At 72.4% G+C, this 18828-nt stretch carries 18 protein-coding genes; 7 read left to right on the top strand and 11 right to left on the bottom strand.

Annotated elements, in window-relative coordinates:
- Nucleotides 1–49: 49 nt before the first annotated feature.
- The 3 genes from AB0M11_RS18520 to AB0M11_RS18510 all read right to left on the bottom strand — a co-directional run bounded on the left by AB0M11_RS18520 (nt 50) and on the right by AB0M11_RS18510 (nt 3799).
- Nucleotides 50–1102 carry a family 2 encapsulin nanocompartment cargo protein terpene cyclase gene (locus AB0M11_RS18520; RefSeq protein WP_365706630.1) on the bottom strand — a complete coding sequence of 351 codons (1053 nt, stop codon included), beginning with the start codon at nt 1100–1102 and terminating at the stop codon, nt 50–52.
- A 17-nt stretch (nt 1103–1119) separates the two neighbouring features.
- Entirely contained in the window at nt 1120–2562 is a 1443-nt protein-coding gene (locus tag AB0M11_RS18515) for a family 2B encapsulin nanocompartment shell protein (RefSeq protein WP_365706628.1), read from the bottom strand.
- Between the two features lie 229 nt (nt 2563–2791).
- On the bottom strand, nt 2792–3799 hold the full coding sequence (locus AB0M11_RS18510) for a zinc-binding alcohol dehydrogenase family protein (RefSeq protein ID WP_365706692.1): 1008 nt from the start codon (nt 3797–3799) through the stop codon (nt 2792–2794).
- Nucleotides 3800–3947: 148 nt separating this feature from the next.
- Here AB0M11_RS18510 and AB0M11_RS18505 point away from each other — a divergent pair, with 148 nt between their 5' ends.
- Entirely contained in the window at nt 3948–4742 is a 795-nt protein-coding gene (locus AB0M11_RS18505; protein WP_365706626.1) for a VOC family protein, read from the top strand.
- Between the two features lie 47 nt (nt 4743–4789).
- The gene (locus AB0M11_RS18500; protein WP_365706624.1) at nt 4790–5491 is read left to right on the top strand and encodes a ribonuclease H; all 702 of its coding nucleotides are present in this window, start codon (nt 4790–4792) and stop codon (nt 5489–5491) included.
- A gap of 13 nt (nt 5492–5504) precedes the next feature.
- Here AB0M11_RS18500 and AB0M11_RS18495 read toward each other — a convergent pair whose 3' ends face one another.
- Nucleotides 5505–6335, bottom strand: coding sequence for a tyrosinase family protein (locus AB0M11_RS18495; RefSeq protein WP_365706622.1), 831 nt, complete (start codon nt 6333–6335; stop codon nt 5505–5507).
- A gap of 44 nt (nt 6336–6379) precedes the next feature.
- On the bottom strand, nt 6380–6793 hold the full coding sequence (locus AB0M11_RS18490) for a tyrosinase cofactor (protein ID WP_365706620.1): 414 nt from the start codon (nt 6791–6793) through the stop codon (nt 6380–6382).
- Between the two features lie 344 nt (nt 6794–7137).
- On the opposite strand from AB0M11_RS18490, the gene AB0M11_RS18485 reads away from it, so the two are divergent.
- The 5 genes from AB0M11_RS18485 to AB0M11_RS18465 all read left to right on the top strand — a co-directional run bounded on the left by AB0M11_RS18485 (nt 7138) and on the right by AB0M11_RS18465 (nt 12149).
- On the top strand, nt 7138–8328 hold the full coding sequence (locus tag AB0M11_RS18485) for an FAD-dependent monooxygenase (protein WP_365706618.1): 1191 nt from the start codon (nt 7138–7140) through the stop codon (nt 8326–8328).
- A gap of 94 nt (nt 8329–8422) precedes the next feature.
- Complete coding sequence (locus AB0M11_RS18480; protein WP_365706616.1) at nt 8423–9916, top strand: MFS transporter; 1494 nt, start codon at nt 8423–8425, stop codon at nt 9914–9916.
- The gene (locus tag AB0M11_RS18475; protein WP_365706614.1) at nt 9913–10521 is read left to right on the top strand and encodes a TetR family transcriptional regulator; all 609 of its coding nucleotides are present in this window, start codon (nt 9913–9915) and stop codon (nt 10519–10521) included. Before AB0M11_RS18480 ends, AB0M11_RS18475 begins: the two co-directional genes overlap by 4 nt.
- Nucleotides 10522–10597: 76 nt before the next feature.
- The gene (locus tag AB0M11_RS18470; RefSeq protein WP_365706612.1) at nt 10598–11581 is read left to right on the top strand and encodes an aldo/keto reductase; all 984 of its coding nucleotides are present in this window, start codon (nt 10598–10600) and stop codon (nt 11579–11581) included.
- Nucleotides 11582–11663: 82 nt separating this feature from the next.
- Complete coding sequence (locus AB0M11_RS18465) at nt 11664–12149, top strand: DUF6328 family protein (protein WP_365706610.1); 486 nt, start codon at nt 11664–11666, stop codon at nt 12147–12149.
- A gap of 2 nt (nt 12150–12151) precedes the next feature.
- Here the strand turns inward: AB0M11_RS18465 and AB0M11_RS18460 are convergent, their stop codons facing one another.
- The 6 genes from AB0M11_RS18460 to AB0M11_RS18435 form a co-directional block, all read right to left on the bottom strand.
- Nucleotides 12152–12577, bottom strand: a complete 426-nt coding sequence (locus AB0M11_RS18460; RefSeq protein WP_365706608.1) for an SsgA family sporulation/cell division regulator — start codon at nt 12575–12577, stop codon at nt 12152–12154.
- A gap of 93 nt (nt 12578–12670) precedes the next feature.
- The gene (locus AB0M11_RS18455) at nt 12671–13717 is read right to left on the bottom strand and encodes a hypothetical protein (RefSeq protein ID WP_365706606.1); all 1047 of its coding nucleotides are present in this window, start codon (nt 13715–13717) and stop codon (nt 12671–12673) included.
- Between the two features lie 91 nt (nt 13718–13808).
- Nucleotides 13809–14780: an LLM class F420-dependent oxidoreductase gene (locus AB0M11_RS18450; RefSeq protein ID WP_365706604.1), complete on the bottom strand. Its 972-nt coding sequence runs from the start codon at nt 14778–14780 to the stop codon at nt 13809–13811.
- Nucleotides 14781–14818: 38 nt separating this feature from the next.
- A complete protein-coding gene (locus tag AB0M11_RS18445) occupies nt 14819–16438 on the bottom strand; it encodes a serine/threonine-protein kinase (RefSeq protein ID WP_365706602.1) in 1620 nt (539 codons plus the stop codon).
- Between the two features lie 243 nt (nt 16439–16681).
- Nucleotides 16682–17359, bottom strand: a complete 678-nt coding sequence (locus tag AB0M11_RS18440) for an AIM24 family protein (RefSeq protein ID WP_365706600.1) — start codon at nt 17357–17359, stop codon at nt 16682–16684.
- A gap of 56 nt (nt 17360–17415) precedes the next feature.
- Nucleotides 17416–18759: a CAP domain-containing protein gene (locus tag AB0M11_RS18435; protein ID WP_365706598.1), complete on the bottom strand. Its 1344-nt coding sequence runs from the start codon at nt 18757–18759 to the stop codon at nt 17416–17418.
- Nucleotides 18760–18828: the final 69 nt, after the last annotated feature.

Below are 18828 nucleotides of genomic sequence, written 5' to 3'. Positions count from 1 at the left end.
CAGGTTCTCCTCGACGTGTTGCTGACGGTGGTTCGGTTCGGCTCGTCGGCTACCAGTAGTCGGGCAGGTGGTAGCGGTGGGTGTTGGTGGCGTGCCACTCGTGGTTGCCGGAGACCCAGGCGGCCAGCCCCTCGGCGTAGCGCGCGACCAGCGGCGAGCCGGCGGACAGCGCGGCCGACTCCTCCTCGAAGGCGTCCATGATCCGGTTGTGGATGCCCACGGACCTCAGATAGGCGGCCTTCAGCCCGCACCGGTCGTTGGCGGCCACCACGCGGGGCAGGTTCAGGTGGTCCGGGTCGCTCGCCAGCTCCTTGGTGAAGGAGTACAGGTCGTTGACGATCGTGGTGGCGTTGCACGCCAGGGCCGTGATCCGCTGGATCTCCGGGCGGGCGTACAGCTGCTCGGGCAGTTCGTAGCCGTCCACCGCGTCCACGATCGACAGGCAGGGCCGGAAGTTGTTGAACTGGCGCATCACCAGGTACTCCCAGACCCGGGGCATGTACCCGGTCTCCATCCACGCGGCCTCGCCCAGGTATCCGAGGTGCAGCCGGGCGATGTCGTGCACGAACCGGTCGGTCTGGCTGGGCGTGGCGAAGGCCGCGAAGTCCGCGAGCGCGAAGTGGTACGACCGCAGCGGACCGTCGGCCCTGATGCCCGCGCGCCACTCCTCCTCCAGCTCCGGGATGCCGTGGTAGGGATCCAGCGCCGACTGGGCGATGATCAGCGGGCCGCCGAGACCGCGCCGGGATCCGCCGCGGCCCTCGTCCTCCTCGCAGTAGCAGGAGTCCACGATGTTCTCGGCGAGCAGCAGCTTCCCGGCGGCGGTGAGCCGGTCCAGGTCCAGGCCGCCCGGATGCTGGAGGGCGACGGCCCGGCCGAACTGGAAGCCGGAGAAGTCCCCCTTCCACGCCGCGGGGAACAGGTCCAGCTCGCGGGCCCAGGCCTCCAGCCGGCGGTCGAGCTCGGCGGCCTTCTCCGGGTCGGCGGGCACGGCCGGCCGGTGGCGCAGTCCGGGGACCGCCCCGGTGCGGCGGGCCGGGCGCAGCCGCTCCGCGATGTTCGGCGGCCCCGGCAGGGCGTAGGAGGTGGCGGGTGTGCTCATGGATGTGCTCCAGGCCGTCAGTCGGCGGTGCGGCCGAGCTGGACGTTCTCCAGGATCCCGGCCGCGTCGGGGACCAGGATGGCGAGCGAGTAGTAGGCGGTGACCAGGTAGTTGACGACGGCCTGCTCGTTGATCCCCATGAAGCGGACGTTCAGGCCGGGCTGGAACTCCTCGGGGATACCGGTCTGGTGCAGGCCGACGACCCCCTGGTCGGCCTCGCCGGTGCGCAGCGCGATGATGCTGGTGGTGTGGTCGTCGCTGATCGGGATCTTGCTGCACGGATAGATCGGGACCCCGCGCCAGGCCGGGATCTCGTGCCCGTCGACGTTCGCCGACGGGGGCACGAGACCGAGCCGGTTGCACTGCCGGAAGAAGGCCGCGATCGCCTTGGGGTGCGCCAGGATCACCTTGGTCTTGCGGCGCATGGAGATCAGCTCGTCCATGTCGTCCGGGGTCGGCGGTCCGGTGAAGGTACTGACCCGCTGCCCGTAGTCGATGTTGTGCAGGAGCCCGAACTCCCGGTTGTTGACCATCTCCCATTCCTGGCGCTCGCGGATCTCCTCGACCGTGAGGCGCAGTTGCTGCTGGGTCTGGTCCATCGGGTGGTTGTAGAGGTCGGCGACCCGGGAGTGCACCCGCAGCACGGTCTGGGTGAGCGACAACTCGTACTCGCGGGGATTGAGTTCGTAGTCCACGAAGCCGCCCCGGAGGGTCGGTTCGCCGGTGTGCCCGGCCTGCACCGGCACCTCGGCCTCGCCCTTGCGGTTCATCGGCAGCCGCTGCCGGTCGACGTAGGCCTGCAGATGGGCACCGAGCGACGGCACCCGGTCCATGATCTCCTCGGCGACCGCCCAGGGCAGCGCGAGGACCACACCCGCCGTCTCGGCCCGCACCGAGGTGAGCCAGAGCGGATCGGTCTGGCCGACCGCCTCGTCGCCCATCTGGTCGCCGTCGGTGACGACCCCGACGACCTCCTCCTCGCCGAACCTGCCGGCCGCGTACCGGGTGAACCGGCCGTGCACCACCAGGTAGGTCTCGGTGACCGGCTGTCCCGCCTCGAACAGCACCTGCCCGGCACGGACCTCGCGGGGCCGGAACCGGTCGGCGAGCTGGGTCAGCGCGTCCAGGTCGTCGTAACCGCGCAGGATCGGCAGCTCGGTGAGGGTCCGCGGGATGACCCGGATGTCGTCCCCGCCGTTCTGCTCGAAGCTCACCCGGCCCCGCCCGGTGCGCAGTTGGAGGCGCCGGTTGACCCGGTACGTGCCGCCCTTGACGTCCACCCACGGCAGCGTCCTCAGCAGCCACCGGGAGGTGATGGCCTGCATCTGCGGTTCGGACTTGGTGGTCGTGGCGAGCTGGCGTGCCGCCCGGGTGCTCAGACTGGTGAGCTGCCCGTCGGCGGTCGGATCCGGCTCGGGCTCGCCGACGGCCGAGCCGATGACGCTGTCCGGTGTGGACACATTCCCTCCAGCAGAGCGGTGAACGGCGGTGACCCGCGAAGGTCGGTGGTGTGCGAGGTGGTGGTGCGCACGGACAAGCCAAACAGCCCTGGTGATCTACGGGTACGGCGTGAAAGGGGCGTTTACGTGCCTTAGATGCGCAAACCTGGTGTTCGGGGTGGAAAGGGTGGTGTTGTCGGATCGTGCGCCGGTCGCCCGCTCTCGTGCCCGGCCGGTGCCGGGGTTGGGCTCAGGAAAGGTCGTTCACCAGGACCGCGGCGCCGTCGAAGCGCCCGGCCTTCAGGTCCCGCAGCGCCCGCGGGGCCTGCGAGAGCGGGTAGGGGTGGGTGGTCGCACGGACGCCGTGCCGCTCGGCGAGGGCGAGGAACTCCCGCCCGTCGGACCGGGTGTTGGAGGTGACGCTGCGCAGCTCCCGCTCGTAGAACAGCTCGCGCTCGTAGTTCAGCGACGGCACGTCGCTGAGGTGGATGCCCGCGACCGCCAGGACCCCGCCCCGGTCCAGGGCGCGCAGCGCGACCGGCACCAGGTCACCGACCGGCGCGAACAGGATCGCGCTGTCCAGCGGCTCGGGCGGCGCCTCGTAGGCGTCCCGCGCCGAGGCCGCGCCCAGCTCCACGGCCAGCCGCCGCGCCTCGGCACCCCGGGTGAGCACGTGCACCCTGGCGCCCTGAGCGAGCGCCACCTGCGCGCACAGGTGGGCACTGCCCCCGAAGCCGTACAGACCGAGCCGGCCGCCGGGCGGGAGCGACGCCCGGCGCAGCGCGCGATGACCGATGATCCCGGCGCACAGCAGCGGCGCGAGCGCGACGTCGCCGAGGGCGCCGGGCAACCGGTAGGCGAAAGCGGCCGGTACCGTCGTGTACTCCGCGTATCCGCCGTCGGCGTCCCAGCCGGTGTACTCGGAGCGCGGGCACAGGTTCTCGGCGCCCCGCAGGCAGTACGCGCACGACCCGTCCGTGCGCCGCAGCCAGGCCACCCCGATCCGGTCGCCGACCGCGAAGTCCGTCACCCCGGCGCCCAGGCCGGCCACCACACCCACCACCTCGTGCCCAGGCGTCACCCCGGGCCGTCGCACCGGCAGATCACCCTCGGTGACGTGCAGATCGGTGCGGCAGACCCCGCAGGCCCGCACCCGGACCAGCAGCTCGTCCGCCCCGGGCACCGGCACCGGCCGCTCGACCAGCCGGAGCGGATCCGCCTCGACCGGTCCGGGCCGCTCGACCGACCAGGCTCGCATCATGTCCGCCATACCGCGCCCCGTCCGCCGAAGGCCGCCGACCCCCTTCCCAGTCTCCGCCGGACTGCGGCGTTCGGCGCGCGGGCGGACCGCCCGGTGGCTAGCGTGAGGAACCGGGAGAACCCGCTCGATCGGAAGGGCCGCGGACATGGCGGTACAACCTGAAGGAACCCCCTGTTGGGCCGACGCGATGTTCAGCGATCTGGAGGGGGCCAAGAGCTTCTACGGCGAGGTTCTCGGCTGGACCTTCGGCGAGTCGTCCGCTGAGTACGGCAACTACACCCAGGCGTATGCGGACGGCAAGGCCGTCGCCGCCGTCGTCCCGCCCATGCCCGGTCAGGAGGGGCAGTCGCAGTGGTGCCTGTACCTCGCCTCGCCGGACGCGGCGGCCGCCGCGGAGCGGATCCGGGCAGGCGGCGGGGAGGTGCTGATGGACCCGATGCGGGTCGGCGACTTCGGCACGATGTGCCTGGCCCGCGAGCCCGGCGGCGCGGTGTTCGGCGTCTGGCAGGGCGGCGTCCACGAGGGCTTCGAGGCCACGGCCGTGCCCGGCGCCTACTGCTGGGCCGAGGTCTGCACCCGCGAGCCCGAGCTGACCGACCCCTTCCTCGCGTCCGTCTTCCCGTACACGGTCCAGCAGATCGAGGACGACAGCGTCGACTTCCGCACGTTCAGCCTCCGTGACCGGCCCGTCCTCGGCCGGATGCGGATGCCCGGCGACGTCCCGCCCGAGGTGCCCTCGTACGTGAACGTGTACTTCACCGTCGCCGACTGCGACGAGGCCGTCGCCAGGGCGACGAAGCTCGGCGCGGCGCTCCGGTTCGGACCGATGACCAGCCCCTTCGGACGCATGGCGGCGCTCACCGACCCGCAGGGCGCGAACTTCTCGGTGATCGACGTCACCACCACCGAGGGCGAGACGCCGTCCAGCACGGAGCTCTGACCAGGGCGGACACCGGGCCGCGGCCGGACACCCCACCCGGCCGTGGCATGATCGGGCGCATGCGTGAACGAGTGGTGGCCGCGTGCGACGGGGCTTCTAAGGGAAACCCGGGACCGGCCGGCTGGGCCTGGGTGGTGTCCGACGACGCGGCGACGCCGGCCCGCTGGGAGGCCGGGCCGCTCGGCAGGGCCACCAACAACGTGGCCGAACTGACGGCCCTGGAGCGGCTGCTGTCGGCGGTCGACCCGGACGTGCCGCTGGAAGTGCGGATGGACTCCCAGTACGCGATGAAGGCCGTCACCACCTGGCTGCCGGGCTGGAAGCGCAACGGCTGGAAGACTGCCGCGGGCAAGCCGGTCGCCAACCAGGACCTGGTCGTCCGCATCGACGAACTCCTCGACGGCCGCACGGTCGACTTCCGGTACGTCCCCGCCCACCAGGTCGACGGCGACCCGCTGAACGACTTCGCCGACCGCGCGGCCAGCCAGGCGGCCGTGGTCCAGGAGGCCGCGGGCAGCGCCCTCGGCTCCCCGGTGCCGCCGCCGTCCCCGGCGCCCGCCGCCTCCGCCGCGGCCCCGCGCCGCAAGGCGGCGCCCCGCAAGAGCGCGGCGGGCGGCTCCTCGTCCCGCACCATCAAGGCCAAGTTCCCCGGCCGCTGCCTGTGCGGCCGTTCCTACGCGGCCGGCGAGCCGATCGCCAAGAACGCGCAGGGGTGGGGCCACCCGGAGTGCCGTACGGCCGAGGCCTGAACCCGGAGCCCGATCAGGCCTCCAGGGTGTCGAACGTGTAGAACCTCGTGTGGTCGAGCAGATCCGACGGCCGCACGTCGTTCCACGGCTTCATCGTCTCGTCCAGGTCCACCACGTCCGGTGTCCCGCCGCCGGGCACGTAGGCCGCGTCCGGGTGCCGGCGCTGCCACCGGGCCCACAGCTTGTCGACGAAGGCGTGGTGCAGCCAGAACACCGGGTCGTTGGGGGAGACCCCGGTCGCCATCTGCCCGCCGACCCAGACGTGGACCCGGTTGTGCAGGTTGACCCCGCGCCAGCCCTCCAGATGGTTGCGGAAACCGTCCGAGGCGCTGTTCCAGGGCGCCATGTCGTACGTCGCCATGGACAGCACCGACTCGACCTCGGCCCGGGTCGGCAGCTCGCGCACGCCCGTCCCGAGCGACCTGCGCAGGTAGGTACGGCCGTCCACGCGGACATTGACCGGCCAGTTCCCGCCGGCCGCGGCGAACGGCCCGTCCGTCACCCGCCCGTCCGCGCTGCGCCCGGTACCGCCGAGGAAGTCCGGTGCCCACAGCGCGGCTCGGACGGTCCGGTCGGTGCTCCAGTCCCAGTAGGGGAGCGCCACGGAGGAGTCCACCGACTGCAGGGCCCGCTCGAAGTCGAGCAGGAATCTGCGGTGCCAGGGCAGGAACGAGGGTGAACGGTGGCCGGTGCGTTCCGAGTCGTCGGTGTCGGACATGATGAAGGCGTTGTGCGTGCGCACGAAGTCGTCGTAGCGCCCACTGCGCTTCAGCTCGATGACGGCGGCCACGAACCGCCGCTTCTCGTCTGAGGTCAGGCCGGCCTGGTTCTTGCGTACGGTCATGTGCGGGGTGCTCCTTGCGCGGGCGGTCAGGGCGTTCAGGGCGGTCAGTGGGCCGGGAAGGGCAGCAGCGCGGCGCCCTGGAGCTCGTCGACCGCGGCCCGCGCGGCGGCGCGCGGGGTCGCGACCGGGGCGTAGTGGCTGACCACGCTGATCCAGCTGCCGTCGGCGTTCCGCATCACGTGCAGTTCGACGCCGTCCACGAACACCGCGTATCCGGCGCCGTGTCCGTGCCGGTGACCGCCCCCTCCGGCCGTGCCGCTCCTTCCGGTCATGCCGTCCATGGCGTGCGGCCGGCCCTGTATCCGGCGGCCCTTGTAGACCTCGTCGAAGGGTTCGAGTGATCCCTCGTGCGAGTGGCCCGTGGCCAAGGCGCCGGGCGCGACGAAGGTCTGGGCACCGGCCGCGGCGGTGAGGACGGCCGCCGCGGTGAGGGCGCGACGGCGGGTGAACTCGGGCATACGGATGCTCCTGTGAGGGGGGCGGGTGATGACCCCGTATGCCTATCCGCCGATTCCGGAGCAGGAGAAATCGCCCGGATCGGGTTGGCTGTGATCAGGACAATTGGCTACATGTCATATAACGTTGAACAAAGATGATCTTGTCGCGCGGGCGGCCCCGTCCCACCCGGAACCGGGAATTCCTTGCGTGGCCACGCGAATTCGCGGTGATCTTTCACGGCCGTCCGCCGTCCGGGTGGCGTGGCTCACGGCGGCAGACTGACGCGATTCGACCGCCCCGGCCGCACGTCCGCCCACTGCTACCCTCCGGTGCCAATCGGCCACTTTCAGTGAATCCCAGGGGTGTGTGCGTGAAGGTCGTCTGTGCCGGAGGCGGGCCCGCCGGCCTGTATCTCGCGATCCTGCTCAAGCGGCGGAACCCGTCGCACGACATCACCGTCCACGAACGCAACGCCGAGGGCTCCACCTACGGCTGGGGCGTCACCTACTGGCGCGCGCTGCTCGACCGGCTCCACACGTACGACCCCGAGTCGGCGCGGGCCGTCGAGGAGAACTCGGTGCGGTGGGCCCAGGGCGTCGCCCACGTCGGCGACCTGATGACCCGGCAGCCGGGCGACGTCGGCCACGGCATCGGCCGCCACCGCCTGCTGGAGATCCTCGCCGAACGCGCCCGTGCGCTCGGCGTGCGGCTGGAGTTCGAGGACGAGATCACCCCCGGGAACCTCCCCGAGGCCGATCTGGTGGTCGCCGCCGACGGTGTCCACAGCGCCCTGCGCACCCACCACGCCGACCGCTTCGGCACCGAGGCCACCGAGGGCCGCAACCGCTACGTGTGGCTCGGCACCACCCGCGTCTTCGACTCCTTCACCTTCGCCTTCGTCGAGACCGGTCACGGCTGGGTCTGGTGCTACGGCTACCCCTACGACGACGGGCACAGCACCTGCGTCATCGAGTGCGCTCCGGACACCCTCACCGGCCTCGGCCTGGACGCGATGGACGAGGCCGCCCAACGCGCGCTGCTGGAGAAGCTGTTCGCCGGCATCCTGGACGGTCACCCGCTGATCGGCGGCTCCTCGGCGGCCTGGCCCGCCTTCCGCACCCTCACCAACCGCACCTGGCACCACGGCAACCTGGTCCTGCTCGGCGACGCCGCCCACACCACCCACTACTCCATCGGCGCCGGCACCACCCTCGCCCTGGAGGACGCGATGTGCCTCGCCGACGCACTGCGCGAGCACACCGCCCTGGCGCCGGCGCTCGCCGCGTACGAACGGCGGCGCAGGGCCGACCTGGTCTCCGCCCAGAGCGCCGCCCGCCTCAGCGCCCAGTGGTACGAGAACCTGCCGCGCTACATCGGCCTGCCGCCGCACCGCATGTTCGCCCTGCTCGGCCAGCGGCACTCGCCCCTGCTGCCCCACGTGCCGCCGCAGCTCTACTACGGACTCGACAAGGCCGCCGGGCGGCTGGAGGTGCTGCGCAGGCTCAAGCGGTGGCTCGGACCCCGGGCGGCGCGGGCCCTGCACGGCCGGTCGTAGGCGCCCCACGGCCGCGGAACGTTTGAGTGAAAGGCCATTCACTCGATAGGGTGAATTCGCATTCACCTCTTTCCGCGCCGCCGCAGGAGTGCCGATGGACCAGCCCGCCCCGACCGCCGGCCAGCCGGGCCCGGCCGCCGAGCCGCACCCGCTGCGGGAGCGGCTGACCATCCCGGTGCTGGCCTTCGGCGGGATCCTCATGGCCGTCATGCAGACGGTGGTCGTCCCGCTCCTGCCGGACCTGCCCCGGCTCACCCACTCCTCGGCCGGCGCCGTCTCCTGGACGGTCACCGCGACCCTGCTCGCCGGGGCCGTGCTGACCCCGGTGCTCGGCCGGGCCGGCGACATGTACGGCAAGCGCCGGGTGCTCACCGGGGCGCTCGCCCTGATGACCGTGGGCTCGGTGCTGTGCGCGCTGTCCTCGGACATCGCCGTGCTCATCGCCGCCCGCGCCCTGCAGGGCGCCGCCGCCTCGGTCGTACCGCTCTCGATCAGCATCCTGCGCGACGAACTCCCGCCTGAGCGCCGGGGATCGGCGGTGGCGCTGATGAGCTCCACCGTCGGCATCGGAGCCGCCCTGGGTCTGCCGCTGGCCGCGCTGGTCGTGCAGTACTACGACTGGCACACCATGTTCTGGCTGACCAGCTTCCTCGGCGTGCTGGGCGTCGCGGCCGTCTGGTGGGCGATCCGGGAGTCACCGGTGCGCGAGCCGAGCCGGTTCGACGTCCTCGGCACCCTCGGGCTGGCCGCGGGGCTGACCGCGCTGCTGCTCGGCGTCTCCCAGGGCGGCCAGTGGGGCTGGGGCAGCCCGCGCGTCCTCGGCCTGTTCGGCGCCGCCGCCCTCCTGCTCGCCCTGTGGTGGTGGCAGCAGCTGCGCACCGCGCAGCCCCTGGTCGACCTGCACCTCGTGACCCGGCCCCGGGTCGGCCTCTCCCATGTCGCCGCCCTGCTGACCGGGTTCGCCTTCTACGCCAACTCCCTCGTCACCGCCCAGCTGGTGCAGGCGCCGAAGGCCACCGGATACGGCCTCGGCCTGTCCATCGTGGCCACCGGCCTGTGCCTGCTCCCCGGCGGCGTGACCATGCTGCTGTTCTCGCCGGTCTCCGCCCGGATCTCCGCCGCCCGCGGCCCGCGCGTCACCCTGGCCCTCGGCGCCGCGGTGATCGCCTGCGGATACGTGGTCCGCATCGCCGACAGCCGCGACCTCTGGATGATCATCCTGGGCGCCACCGTCGTGTCCACCGGCACCACCCTCGCCTACTCCGCGCTGCCCACGCTGATCCTGCGGGCCGTTCCGGCGACCCAGACCGCCTCCGCCAACGGGGTCAACGTCCTCATGCGCACCATCGGCCAGGCCACCTCCAGCGCCGCCGTGGCCGCCGTGCTCACCCATCACACCAGCCTCGTCGGCGGCGTACCGATCGCCACGCTCCACGGCTACCTGCTGGCCTTCGCGATGGCCGGCGCCGTCGCCCTGGCGGCGGCCGCCGCCGCCCTCTCCATACCCGGCGACCGGGCTCCCGACGGCACCCCCCGCGCCGAGGGCCGGGCCGAGAGCGCGAGGAACGACGCGCTGGAGGGAGCATGAGTGCCGTGAGCACCCCACCCGGCACCCCCGCCGCCCCGGCGCCCGCCCCCGCCCGCCGGGACGCCGAGGCCACCAAGGCGGCCATCCTCAGGGCCGCCCGCCACCTCCTCGCCCGGCACGCGCACGCCGACATCACCCTCAAGGACGTCGCGGACCGCGCCGGGGTCAGCCCGCCGCTGATCCTCAAGTACTTCGGCAACAAGGACAGCCTGTTCGCCCGCGTCATGTCCTTCGACACCGACGCGGCCGCCCTGCTCGACGCCCCCCTGGACGACCTCGGCCGGCACATGGTCCGGCACGTCCTGGAGAGCCAGCGCGACCGCGGCGCCGACCCCCTGCTGCGGATCGCCTTCGCCCCCCTGCACGGCAACCACGGAGACATCCTGCGCGCCAACTTCCGCGCCCATGTCGTCGACGCCCTCGCCGCCCGGCTCACCGGCCCCGACGCCGGCCTGCGCGCCGAACTCGCCGTCGCCCAGCTCATCGGCCTCGGCGTGATGTACGGCATCGCCCGCGGCCCCCGGCTGCGCGACGCCGCGGCCGCCGGCATCGACGACATCACCGACCGCTACGGGCCCGCTATCCAGGCCCAGCTGACGCCCTGAAGCGGCTCGGGGCACGTGCGGACGGGGACGGCCGTCCCCTGACACCGTTGTCGGCGGCGGATGGCAGACTGGCGCCATGGACGAACGCGTGATCGGCAGGTCGGGACAGCGGGCATCGGTCGTCGGCCTGGGCACATGGCAGCTCGGCGCCGACTGGGGCGAGGTGGACGACAAGGAGGCGCTCGCCGTCCTGGAGACGGCGGCGGAGTCGGGGGTGACCTTCTTCGACACCGCCGACGTCTACGGCGACGGGCGCAGCGAGCAGACCATCGCCACGTTCCTGCGCGGCAGGCCGGACCTGCACGTGCTGGTGGCGACCAAGATGGGCCGCCGGGTCGAACAGATCCCGGAGAACTACGTCCTGGACAACTTCCGCGCCTGGAACGACCGCTCACGCCGCAACCTCGGCGTGGACCGCCTCGACCTGGTGCAGCTGCACTGCCCGCCCACCCCCGTCTACTCGTCCGACGCGGTGTACGACGCCCTCGACACCCTGGTCGAGGAGGAGCGCGTCGCGGCCTACGGCGTCAGCGTCGAGACCAGCGCGGAAGCGCTCACCGCGATCGGCCGGCCGGGCGTGGCCAGTGTGCAGATCATCCTCAACCCGTTCCGCATGAAGCCCCTGTACGAGGTGCTCCCGGCCGCCCGGGAGGCCGGAGTCGGCATCATCGCGCGCGTGCCGCTCGCCTCCGGGCTGCTCTCCGGCAAGTACACCAAGGACACCGTCTTCGCGGCCGACGACCACCGCACCTACAACCGGCACGGCGAGGCCTTCGACCAGGGCGAGACCTTCTCCGGCGTGGACTACGCGACGGGCGTGGAAGCCGCCGCCGAGTTCGCCGCCCTCGCCCCCGAGGGTTACACCCCGGCCCAGCTCGCCCTGCGCTGGATCATCGACCAGCCCGGCGTGACCACGGTGATCCCGGGCGCCCGCAACCCGGAGCAGGCCCGCGCCAACGCGGCCGCCGCGAAGCTCCCGGAGCTGCCGGGCGAGACGGTCGCCGCGATCCGCGAGCTGTACGACCGGCGGATCAAGGACCAGGTGGAGAGCCGCTGGTAGCACCGCTGCCGGCCGGGAGCGGGGCGGTGCCGCTCCCGGCCCGCGCCGTTTGAAGGACCGGTCGGGCGGTTACCTGCATTCCATGACGGACCAGGAGAGGCGGACCGGCCGCAACGAGACGGCGGAAGAGCGTGCCGACCGGATGTGGACCGACCTCATCCAGGAGGTGCGCGTCGCGCAGACCGGTGTCCAGATCCTCTTCGGCTTCCTGCTCACCGTGGTCTTCCAGCAGAAGTACGCCACGCTGTCCCACGCGGACAAGACGATCTACGTCGTCACCGTCATCCTGGGCGCGTCCGCCACGGGCGCCCTGATCGGCCCGGTCTCCCTGCACCGGCTGGTCGCCGGCCGGAAGGTGAAGCCGGAGGCGGTGCGGCTGGCGTCCCGGCTGACCACCATCGGCCTGTTCCTGCTGCTGACCACCATGACCGCCTCCCTGGTGCTGATCCTCCGGGTGGCCACGAACGGCAGCGCCGTGACCTGGGTGGTGGCCGGGGTCGTCGTCTGGTACCTGGCGTGCTGGTACGGCCTGCCCCTGTGGGCCCGGCACCGCCACACCACCCGCTGAGCTCAGCCGGTGGCGAGGATCTCCGCGAGGACGTCGTCCACCGGGACCTCCTCCTGGCCCGGCGGCACGGCCAGGTAGGTGTCGCCCAGGAAGGAGGCCAGTGCGGGCGCCCAGGCGAAGACCACCGCGTGGTGGCGGCTGCCGCCGGGCAGGGGGTCGCCGAGGAAATCCATGCGCACTTCCCTCCAGCGCCCCTGCCGCACCGGACGCAGCCGGACGTCCCCGACCCCGACCGGCTCCCTCAGCCCGTCGTTGAGCATCTCGCGGTCCAGCCGCCACCGGGCGAGCACTCGGCCGTCCAGGGTGAACACCGCGGTGACGGCGAACGGGTCGCCGGCGTCGTACGACAGATGCGCGAGGACGGGACAACGGCCGGTCCCTTCGGTCCTGAGCTGTACGACCAGGGTCCTGTGCACGATGGGGTTCACGTGAGTGTCCTCCGAGAACGATCGGCTTGGTGCCCTCTAGTACCCCTCTCACGGGAAAAACGCTCAATGCCGAACGGAAATTGGCCGAGGGACCTACGGCCGCGCCGTGCCCTGGGCGCCGCGCAGGGCCGCCAGGCAGGAGCCGATGGCCTGCTGGAGGTCCTCCAGGCGCTGCACCATGTCGTCCTCGTAGAAGTCCTGGGCGTCGTCGAAGGTCAGCTCCTCGAACGCCTTGGTCGCCTTCTGCAGGCTGCTGTAGAACCTGGTCCGCTTCTCCTGGACCCGCAGCTCGGGGTCGGCCTCCACCGCCTCCACGACCAGGTTCTTCATGGCGTCGTAGGCCTCGCCCGCCCACTCGCCGGTGTCCTCGTCCTCGTCCAGTTCGTCGAGGAGCGACAGGTGGCGCTCGGCCTCCTGGCGCAGTTCGGCCGGCGCGTCGACGGTCTGCCCGGCAGGGGTCCTGATCTGGCCGGACTCGGCGATCTGCCGGACGTAACCGATGCGGTCGGCCGAGCGGCTCTCGGTGGCGACTGCCTTTTTCAGGCCGGCGGTGCGGACCACGTCCCGGGCCAGCACGGTCTGCAGGTCCGGGTCCTCCTTGATGCGGTCGAGGAGGGCCGAGCGGGCCGCGCGGGCGGTGGAGGGGTCGGCGAGGATCGCGGCACGCAACGCGGTCGGGTTCTCGGCGACTTCGAGGGCCTTGGTGGGCCGGATGCCCTCGGCCTCGGCGGCCGCCGCGATGGCGGTGCCGCGCTCGGACGTGGCACCGCTGCGCGCGACGTAGTAGTCCGACCAGACGTCGGAGTCCGGGAGTTCCACCTCCTGCCCCGGCGCGAGGGCCTCGAAGTGCGGCACCAGACCGTCGTCGGCGGCCTTGTCCCAGGCCTTGTAGTAGCGCATGACGCGCTCCGCGGAGCACCCGGCCAGCTCGGCGAACTCCTTCGCCGAGACCTTCGGCGTCTCCTGGGCCCCCTGTCCTCCCGGCCGCACGCTGCGGGCCACCATCAGCCCGAACGTCCAGCCCCCGGTCCGCACATAGGCGCCGAACTCGCGTGCGTCACGCGCCACCAGGTCGGAGAGGGGGGCCGGGGTCGCGCCGGGCGTCTCGGACGTCTCGGACGGGTCGATCGCTACGGTCACTGAGGACGCTCCTGAAGGCTGCCGGACTGCGTACGTACCGACCGGCAGACTATATCGACCCATTGGCCAGGGTTTGCCGCACCCGTGAAGATCAGCCGAGCGCGTCGCGCAGCGCCGGCAGCAGCGTCGTGCGGGACCACTCCAGGTACTCCGGCTGCGACTCGCCGCCGATCTGCACCAGGGCGATCTCGTCGAACCCCGCCTCGGCGTAGGGCCGTACGGCCTCGACGAAATCGTCCGGGTCGTCCCCGCACGGGATGGCGGAGGCTACGTCGTCCTGGGTCACGAACTGGGTCGCGGACTCGAAGGAGTCCGGGTGCGGGAGTTCGGAGTTCACCTTCCAGCCGCTGCCGAACCAGCGGAACTGGGCGTGCGCCCGCTTCACCGCGGTGTCCCGGTCGGGGTCCCAGCACACCGGAAGCTGGCCGATCCGGGGTTTGCCCGCACCGCCGTGCCGGTCGAACGCGTCGAGGAGGGACGCCTTCGGCTCGGTGGCGATCGCCAGGTCGGCGAGGTGCCCGGCGAGCTTGCAGGACTGTTCGCCGGAGACCGCGACACCGATCGGCGGCGGCTCGTCCGGGAGGTCCCACAACCGGGCGGACTCCACGTCGAAGTGGGGACCGCGGTGGTTGACATGGCCGCCCGCGAACAGCGCCCTGATGATCTCCACCGCCTCTTCCAGCATCTCGTGCCGTACGTCCACCGACGGCCACCCGCCGCCCACCACGTGCTCGTTCAGGTTCTCTCCCGCGCCGAGTCCGAGCCGGAACCGGCCCTCGGACAGCAGCTGCAGGGTCGCCGCCTTCTGGGCCACGACCGCCGGGTGGTAGCGGAACGTCGGGCAGGTGACATAGGTCATCAGCGGGATCCGCCTGGTGGCCTGGGCGGCCGCGCCGAGCACACTCCACACGTACGGTGCGTGGCCCTGCGTGCGCAACCACGGGAAGTAGTGGTCCGAGGCCACCGAGAAGTCGAAGCCCGCCTCCTCGGCCCGCACCACATGGTCCACGAGATCACGCGGACCGGCCTGCTCGGTCATCATCGTGTATCCGATCTGCACCATGGGCCCCGAGTCCCCCGGCCACCGGGGGAGGAAACGGATCAGCCGGCGGAACCGCGGAAGGTGGCCAGGAAGGTCTTTCGCGCGAGTTCGTCGGCGGCGTCGTCCCAGGCGGCGGCGGGTGCCGTGATGCGCAGCGAGAAGCTGCGGCCGCCGCCGAGCAGGAAACCCCGGCCGAAGGTGTGCACCCGGCCGGCGCCGGTCCCGGAGAGCCACTCCATGTCCGCCGCCCGGTGGCCCTGGTAGGTGGTCGCGGTGATCTCGCCGATCCGCCGGTAACCGTCCAGCTTCTCCAGGCTCGGCTCCACCTCGTCCCGCCAGATCGCGACCGGGTCCGGGCCCGCCTTGGTGCTGTAGGTGACGGCCAGGGTGCGCGGGTCGTCGCCGCCCGGCCCGAAGGTGATGCGATAGGCGACGGCGTCCCGCTGGGTGCCGAGGCGCTTCCAGCCCTTCGGGAGCGCCACGGAGAACCCCTCCGGGGCGGTGTAGCGGTGGAACCCGGCGGGCAGGGCGCCCGCCGCTGCCGTGGCCGTGGCCGAAGGGGAGGCGGAGGACGACGGGGCGGGGGAGTCGGGGGAAGAGGGCACCGTCCGTGAGGAGGAGGGGGCGGGGCCCTTGCCGTCCGTGCGGTTGGCCGGGGCGGTGGCGGAGGCGGGCGGGGCCGAGCCCGCCGAGGATGCGCCCGGCAGCCCCTGCGTCGCGGCCAGCACCGCGACCGAGACCGTCACCACGGCCAGCGCGGTCCCGCCGATCATGGTGGTCCTGCTCCAACCGGAGGCGCGGGCGGCCACATAGGCACCGCGCAGCCGGGAGACGGGTGGGGACTCGACGACCGCGTCGGGATCCTCGTCCAGCACACGTCTCAGTGCCTGACGCAGCACCACCCGGCTCAGCCGTTCCCGGGAGTTCTTCCGCAGCAGCCCCTGCACCACCTGGGTCAGCGGGCCGGCCCGCAGCGGGGTGCGCAACGGCAGCCGGTCCACGCCCTTCAGGGTGGCCTCCGCCTTGCCCCGGTCCCGGAACGGCGGCCGGCCCTCGACCATCGTGTAGAGGATGGCGCCGAGCGCCCACAGGTCGGCGGCGGGCCCGATGCGCTCGTCCCGTGCCTGCTCGGGCGAGGCGTACGACGGCGCGGTCACCCGGGGCGCCAGGGTCGCACCGGCCAGGCCGAAGCCGGTGACGACCACCGGGCCCCGGTCCCGGACGAAGATCTGGCCGGGGCTCAGCTCGCCGTGCGTGTAGCCGTCGGCATGCGCTGCCTCCAGTACGTCGAGCACTTCGAGCCCGATGCGGGCGGCCCGTACGTAGTCGAACGCGGGCTGCTGGGCGAGCAGCTCGCTGAGCGGCGTGCCGTCGATCAGCTCCGTGACCGTCCACAGCATGCCCGCCTCCTCGAAGGCGTCGATCACCATGGCGACCCGACCGGGGCGCAGCGCGCTCATCACCTCGGAGGAGCGCAGGATGCGGGCCGTGGCCCGGCGCACGGTGTCCTCGGTGAGCGGCTCGGGAAACGCGATCTGGGTCACCAGGCGCGGTCGCTCGGCCTGCACGTCCTCCGCGTACCAGCTGATGCGGTTCGGTTCGCGGTCGGCGACTTCGAGGAGCCGGTACCGCCCGGCGACCAACTCGTGTGCGGAGACATGCGCCTTGACCATCGTCATCCCTCGCTGAAACCCCTGCCTCGTCATTGACCAGAGGTACGCGGGACGTCCCCGGGTGTGTTCAAAGAATCTGCAACTCGGGGGCCGTTCTTGCCTTTTATTCAACTGGACGCGGTACCGGAGAACATGGGGAAGACAGTGCATGACCGGGCCTCGACCTGCGGGTAACCGACGGTAGAAGCCCGGCTGCGGTCCGCTGGTCAGCCGGGCCCCGGGCTGGGCCAGGGGCGGGGCTGCCGTGCGTCAGTGCTGCTGTGTCTTCTGCGGGGTCACCTCGCTCGGCCGGACCACGACGTACCCCTCGCCCTGGAGCATCAGCTGGACCGCTTCGCCCGAACCGCCGCGCAGCATCGACCCGATGGACTGCGAGCGGTGCAGCGAGGTCTGCAGGTGCGCGGTCCAGCCCACCACGGCGTCCGTGTCGACGTACACCGGGGCCTGCGGCGAGACCGGGATCACCAGCGGGTTGCCGTCGCAGATCAGCCCGAGCTTGCCGTATCCGGAGAACACGCTGTTGAACAGGCCGCCGCCGGCGATGCCGGACCCCTTCACCGTCCTGATCTCGTACGCCAGCGTGGCGTCGAAACACAGGACGTTGCGGCCGTTCACCGTGAACTGGTCGCCCGGTTCCACCTCCACTATGAAACAGTTCTGCGCCTCGTGTGCGAACCAGGCCTCGCCCTGGCCCTGCACGGACATCAGCGGCAGCCCCTCGCCGGTGACCGCCCGCTTGAGCATGCCGCCCACGCCCTGGCCCTTGCGCTCGAACCGCAGTGCGCCGCGGTGCGCGATCATCGCGCCCTGGCGGGCGTACATCTCGCCGCTGACCGCGTACTTGAGGCACTTCGCGTTCTCGACCGTCATGCCCGGCTCGACCGCGGGCACCACCATGTGCTGACTTGAAAAGAGATCACCCTTCATGCCGGGCATGGTGTCCCGGACGGACCCGTTCCGCCAAGATCACGGAGAGTACCCGCTCAGGCACCGAACAACTGGGTCCAGTAGGTGCCGGCCCGGCCGCCGCCGGCGAAGCCGACGCCTATGTGGGTGAAGTCGGCCTTGAGGATGTTCGCCCGGTGACGGGGACTGTTCATCCAGCCGTCCACCACCTCGGCCGCGGACCGCTGGCCGCAGGCGATGTTCTCGCCGATGGTGCGCCGCCGGGAGCCCGCGGCGGCGGCCCGGTCCCAGGGCTGGGTGCCCTCGGGCGAGGTGTGCGCGTAGAAGTCGCGGGCCGCCATATCCGTGCTGTAGGCCTGCGCGGCCGTCGCCAGATGCGGGTCCGCCGCGAGCGGGCGCAGACCCGCCCGGGTGCGTTCCCGGTTGGTGAGGTCGACGACCTCGGCCTGAGTGCGCGTCAGCTCGGCCGGGGTGAGGGGCCTGGCCCACAGGGCGGTCCAGTAGGTGTTCCCGTCCCGCGGGTCGCGGGCGCGGGCCAGCCCGGCGTGGGTGAAGGTGGGGTCCAGCAGGGTGCGTCGGGCCTCCTCGGTGCGCAGGCAGTAGTCGACGAACTCGGCCGGGGTGCGCGGACCCGCCACGAGGTGTTCGCCCACCGTGACATAGGCGAATCCGGTGGCGCTGATCCGCTGGTGGACGGAGACGCCGTCGCGGCTCTCACCGGTCGGACGCCCGGCGTCGGCCATCGCGGTGGCGTGGGCGAGAGCGGCGGAGGCGAGCCGGGAGTCCGGGGCCACCGGCTGTCGGCCGGACCGGGCGCGGGCGGAGTTGACCAGGCCGATCAGTCCGTCGGGGTCGGGCGGCGCGGCCGGCGAGGGGCGGCCCGGTGCGACCGCAGTGCGCCGGCTCGGGACTGTGTCGCGGGAGGCGGGGGAGGGCTGCCGGTCCTCGATCACGTCGAGACCGAAGTCCCGGGCGAGCCCGGCCAGTCCGTCCGCGTACCCCTGGCCGATCGCGCGCAGCTTCCAGCCGGTGCCGCGGCGGTACAGCTCGGAGAGCAGCAGCAGGGTCTCGGTCTGCGGGCGCGGCGGGGCGAAACGGGCCACCGTGCGGCCGAGGCGGTCGGTGACGTGCAGGGTGGCCGCGGGCAGCCGGCCGAGTGGGGTGCCGGGCTCGGCAGCGGTGACCGCGAGGGTGACGCGCCGGGCGCCGGCCCGCAGCAGCGCCGGCTCGACCGTCAGCGTGTCCCCGCGCAGTCGCACGCCGGGCGCGTCGGGCTGGTTGTAGAAGACGAAGTCGGCGTCCCCGCCGGTCCTGCCGCTCTCGTCGGTGATCAGCGCCGACACGTCGAAGGGACCTGGCACCCGCAGTGTCAGCGCACCGTCCGGAAGGGGCAGGTTGGCCCCGGGGACCAGCTCGCTCATCGCGCCGCCTCCACGAGGTGAGGGGCCGGACGTCGCGCCCGGCGGGGAAGTCGCCGGTTGAACGTCCGG

It is taken from the genome of Streptomyces sp. NPDC051987, assembly GCF_040680735.1.
Classification (GTDB): Bacteria; Actinomycetota; Actinomycetes; order Streptomycetales; family Streptomycetaceae; genus Streptomyces.
Note: the sequence above shows the minus strand (reverse complement) of the source record. Positions and strands in the feature narration are given on the sequence as shown.